Origin of the sequence: Streptomyces sp. NPDC058469 (assembly GCF_042721125.1) — a bacterium.
Classification (GTDB): Bacteria; Actinomycetota; Actinomycetes; order Streptomycetales; family Streptomycetaceae; genus Streptomyces.
Genome location: NZ_JBHXME010000329.1, coordinates 1 through 3,275 on the forward strand (window position 1 = coordinate 1; position 3,275 = coordinate 3,275).

The following is a 3,275-nucleotide window of genomic DNA, read 5'->3' on the forward strand; positions in this document are numbered from 1 at the left end:
GTGCCCGCCCCCCCGTCCGGGCCGACCCGGACCCGGGCCCCCAACGGCTTCGGCGTCCGCGGGCACACGGGCGCCGGCGGCCCCGTGTGCGGGGCGCCGTTCAGCACGGGGGCGGCGCGTGGCGCCGGTACGGCCGCGTCGTCGACGGATCGCTCCATCGGCACGCCGTCGTCGACGTGCCCCTCCTGCACGGCCTCCTGCTCGGCTGCGCTCGACACCGTCCGGCCTCCTGCGGCTCATGGAACGACGAGGTGAAGGGCGCGCGGCGTCCCGGTCGCGCTTGCCTGTCATGTCGTCCTCCCCACTGTTCTGCCCAGAGCGTGCGTCGCACTCACGTTTCCCCGGAGCGGGCCCGCTCGTTGGGTACCTCGTGAGGCATGCACAAGGGCGCGCGCGGCGCGCGGGGGCCGCACTGGCCGCCGTACTGACATGGGCAGGACTGCTGGCCGGAGCCACCGGCTGTACTTCGGACGGCTCGGGCGGGGGCGGTATCGGCGAGATCTTCGGCAAGGCACCGGCGCCCGAGGATGTGATCCGGATCTCGCCCGAAGACGCCAGCAAGGGCGTCAAACCCGGCCGGCGGCTGTCGGTGCGGGTCCCCAGCGGGCGGCTGGAATCGGTGCAGGTCGTCAAGGCGCAGGACGCCCAGGACAGCCCGGTCCCCGGCCACATCTCCGACGACGGACTGCGCTGGGAACCCGAGGACGGACGGCTCGCGCTGGCCGCCGAGTACACCGTCGACGCGGTCGCCCTCGACGGCAACGGGCGCCGCTCCGCCCGGCACACCACGTTCACGACCTACGTCCCCGACGAACGGTTCATCAGTTACGTCACTCCGGAGAACCGCGCCACGGTCGGCACCGGGATGATCGTCTCCCTGGGCTTCAACCGGGACATCGAGAAGCGGGCCGCCGTCGAGCGCGCGATCCACGTCACCGCGAGACCGGCCGTCGAGATCCGCCCGCACTGGTTCGGCAAGGACCGCCTCGACTTCCGCCCCGAGACCTACTGGAAACCCGGCACCCAGGTCACCGTCTCCCTGCGCCTGCGGGACGTGGAGGGCGCACCCGGCGTCTACGGCCTCCAGTACAAGACGTTCTCCTTCACCGTCGGCCGCAGCCAGGTCTCCCTGGTCGACGCCGCCCAGCACACGATGGAGGTGCGGCGCGACGGCGACCTGCTGGCCACCGTGCCGATCACGGCCGGCGCCCCCGGGAAGACCACGTACAACGGGAAAATGGTGGTCATGGAGATGCTGGAGGTGACCCGCATGAACAGCCGCACGGTCGGCTTCGGCGGCGAGTACGACATCCCCGACGTTCCGCACGCCATGAGGCTCACCGATTCCGGCACCTTCCTGCACGGCAACTACTGGGCGCCGACTGCCCCCGGACACGTCAACGTCAGCCATGGGTGCGTGGGCCTGCGCGATGTGAAGGGCGGGAGCTCGGACACCCCGGCCGGCTGGTTCTTCGACCGGAGCCTCATCGGGGACGTGGTCGAGGTCGTGCACAGCAACGACAAACAGGTCGCTCCGGACAATGGCCTCGGCGGGTGGAACATGGGTTGGAAGGAGTGGAAGGCGGGCAGTGCCCTCAAGTGACCGGAGAAGGGGCGGGGGGCCTTTGTCGGGCGGCGATCGAAGTTGCGACCGAACGGTGACATTCGCCTGACATGAAGCTCAAAACCTGGCGGTTAATATGCGCGGATGCGCACGTCAGATGCGCTGGGGTGCGGGCCGGACCAGGCCCGGCGAGGGGAGAAAGTCTTGAACGTGCGACCGATATCGGGCGCGTCGGGGGACGCGCGCGGCCGGAGAAACAAGGGGCTGCTGGCGCTGATCCTCGGCGTGCTGCTGCTCGCCGTCACCGCGTGCGGAGGCGGCGGCGGATCGAACTCCGGCTCCGGCTCGGGCGACAGTAAGGCCAAGGGGTCGGACACGGCCGAGACCAAGCAGTCGCAGGCGGTCGTCACCATCGCGCCCAAGAACGGCTCGAAGTCCGTCGACACCAGCGGCGCCCTCAAGATCAGCGCCGCGAAGGGCAAGTTGACCGCGGTCGAGGTCAAGGACGCCGACGGCACCAAGATCTCCGGCGCCATCACCGGCGGCGGCGCGAGCTGGACGCCCACGACGCATCTCGCCGCCTCCACCAAGTACAGCGTGCACGCGGTCGCCAAGGACACCGCGGGCCGGGTCGCCGCCGAGGACTCCACCTTCACCACGCTGACCCCGGCGAACACCTTCATCGGCAACTTCACTCCCGAGGACGGCTCCACGGTCGGCGTCGGCATGCCGTTCTCCGTCCGCTTCACCAGGGGCATCACGCACCCGGAGGACGTGAAGAAGGCCATCACCATCACGACCGAGCCGGCCGTCGACGTCGAGGGCCACTGGTTCGGCAACGACCGCCTCGACTTCCGCCCCGAGGCCTACTGGAAGTCCGGCACCAAGGTCACCGTCAAGCTCAACCTCGACGGCGTCGAAGGCCGTTCGGGCGTCTACGGCAAGCAGACCAAGACGGTCAAGTTCACCATCGGCCGCAACCAGGTCTCCGTCGTCGACGCCAAGAAGCACACGATGAAGGTCACCCAGGACGGCAAGACCATCAGGACCATCCCGGTCACCACCGGCAAGCCCGGCTACGACACCTGGAACGGCCAGATGGTCATGAGCCAGAAGCTCGAAGTGACCCGGATGAACGGTGAAACGGTCGGCTACGGCGGCGAGTACGACATCAAGGACGTCCCGCACGCCACCCGCCTGACCGACTCCGGCACCTTCATCCACGGCAACTACTGGGGCGGCGGCGCCTTCGGCAACTACAACGCCAGCCACGGCTGCATCGGCCTCCAGGACGTCAAGGGCGGCTACAGCAAGACCGTTTCGGCCGCGTGGTTCTTCAACCACTCGATCCTCGGTGACGTCGTGGTCGTCAAGAACTCCAACGACGACACCGTGGCGCCGGACAACGGGCTCAACGGCTGGAACATGTCGTGGGCCAAGTGGAAGGCGTAAGCCTTACGTGAGTTGAGCCGAGCTGACTCGACCTGACCTGCGGGCCCGGTGCTGTGACACACAGCACCGGGCCCGTTGTCGTTAGCGCGCGTTAACCTGCAGACATGACCGTGAATCTCGAAGTCGCCGAGGGCGTCGGCACCATCCGCCTCGACCGCCCGCCCATGAACGCGCTGGACGTCGCCACCCAGGACCGCCTCAAGGAACTCGCCGAGGAGGCCACGCGTCGCGACGACGTGCGGGCGGTGGTGGTGTACGG

At 68.9% G+C, this 3,275-nt stretch carries 3 protein-coding genes and 1 pseudogene; 3 read left to right on the plus strand and 1 reads right to left on the minus strand.

The features are described from left to right. Positions 1-218 (minus strand): hypothetical protein (locus ACFWP5_RS52115; RefSeq protein WP_384174412.1); only part of this gene is annotated, 218 nt, incomplete at its 3' end. A 152-nt stretch (positions 219-370) separates the two neighbouring features. Between ACFWP5_RS52115 and ACFWP5_RS52120 the strand changes: the two genes are divergently transcribed. The 3 genes and pseudogenes from ACFWP5_RS52120 to ACFWP5_RS52130 form a co-directional block, all read left to right on the plus strand. Next, positions 371-1,603 carry an Ig-like domain-containing protein gene (locus ACFWP5_RS52120; protein WP_384174415.1) on the plus strand — a complete coding sequence of 411 codons (1,233 nt, stop codon included), beginning with the start codon at positions 371-373 and terminating at the stop codon, positions 1,601-1,603. A 165-nt stretch (positions 1,604-1,768) separates the two neighbouring features. Next, positions 1,769-3,016: an Ig-like domain-containing protein gene (locus ACFWP5_RS52125; protein ID WP_384174418.1), complete on the plus strand. Its 1,248-nt coding sequence runs from the start codon at positions 1,769-1,771 to the stop codon at positions 3,014-3,016. A gap of 104 nt (positions 3,017-3,120) precedes the next feature. Continuing rightward, a pseudogene (locus tag ACFWP5_RS52130) lies at positions 3,121-3,275 on the plus strand (enoyl-CoA hydratase/isomerase family protein); the annotation flags it as partial.